Here is a 1,364-nt window from a genome sequence, read left to right as displayed (position 1 = left end):
GGCGCGGCCGGGGCGGGTGTTCGCCCGTTCCGGGCAGGGCGGGAGGGGGGCCGGGACCGCGGTGAGCCGCGTCGGAGAGGGGAGCGGGGGGGGGAGGGCGACGGGAGGGTTCGTCGCCCCCGCCGCCCCTTCCCTCCCCCATCGTCCCTGGGGCTGCGCCCCGGACCCCCTTGCGCAGTTCCCCGCGCCCCTTTCGCGTGCCCTTTTGGCGATCCTCAGCGGCAGCCGCAGGCCGCGAGGGCGGTGGCTGCCTTGTCGAGGGCGGTCTGGGCCGCCTCCGGGCCGGCGGTGTTGTTGGCCAGGAAGGCGAAGGCCAGCAGCCGGCCGTCCTTGTCGACGACGGTGCCCGCCAGCGTGTTCACGCCGGTGAGCGTTCCGGTCTTGGCGCGTACGACTCCGGCCGCGCCGTCGTCGTAACGGCCGGCCAGGGTGCCGGTGAAGCCGGCGACGGGCAGGCCGGTGAGGGCGGGGCGCAGTTCGGGGCGGGCCGGGTCGCCGGCCTTGACGAGCAGCGCGGTGAGCAGGTCGGCGGTGAGTCTGCCACGCCGGTCGAGGCCGCTGCCGTCCTTGACGTCGGCGCCCTTCACCGGGAGGCCGAGGCGCTTGAGGCGGGCGGTGATCGCCGCGCCGCCGCCGGCGAAGTCGGCGGGTTTGCCGGTGGCGAGGGCGGTGTGCCGGGCGAGGGCCTCGGCGAGGTCGTTGTCGCTGTTGGTCAGCATCCGTTCGACGAGGACGGCGAGCGGGGGCGAGGAGACCGTGGCGAGGGTGGTGGCCCGGGTGGTGGCCTTCGACGGTCCGGGCGGCGTGACCTTGATGCCGCGTTCCGTCAGCAGCTCGCCGAACTTCCGCGCGGCGTCGGCCGCCGGGTCCGGGACGCGCGGGGCGGGACCGCTGGTGGAGTCGTCGGTCCGGCCCTCGTCGACCATCAGGGGGGTGACGGCGGCAAGATTGGGGTTGACCCCGATCGGGTGCATCGTGGCGCCCTTGTAGAGGGTCGTGTCGTACGACAGCGTCACCTCGCGCACACCGCGTCCGGCCAGGTCGGCGGCGGACCGCTCGGCGAGCTCCCGCAGGCCGGCGAGACCGCGGGCCTTCTTGCGGGCGGTGAGCGTGGGGTCGCCGCCGCCGACCAGGACGACCTCTTTCGTGTCGGGTTCGTACACCACGCGGGTGGTGAGGCGGTGGTCGGCGCCCATGGCGGAGAGCGCGGCGACAGCGGTGGCGATCTTCGTGGTCGAGGCGGGGGTGGCCGCCTCCGCGGGGCCGGCACCGTACAGCCGTTCGCCGGTGGCCACGTCGACCACGGCGGCGGAGCTGCTGCCGAGCGCCGGGATCCTCAGCAGCGGGTCGAGGACCCCGGCGAG

The 1,364-nt window shown here is 75.7% G+C and carries 1 protein-coding gene; it reads right to left on the bottom strand.

Annotated features, from left to right (window positions below; all coding sequences use genetic code 11):
- Positions 1-215: 215 nt before the first annotated feature.
- The coding region (dacB, locus tag B9S61_RS12660) for a D-alanyl-D-alanine carboxypeptidase/D-alanyl-D-alanine-endopeptidase (protein ID WP_258039637.1) at positions 216-1,364 on the bottom strand (1,149 nt) is incomplete at its 5' end.

The sequence above is a fragment of the Streptomyces sp. SM1 genome (genome assembly GCF_002910825.1).
GTDB classification, from domain to species: domain Bacteria; phylum Actinomycetota; class Actinomycetes; order Streptomycetales; family Streptomycetaceae; genus Streptomyces; species Streptomyces okerensis.
Note: the sequence above shows the minus strand (reverse complement) of the source record. Positions and strands in the feature narration are given on the sequence as shown.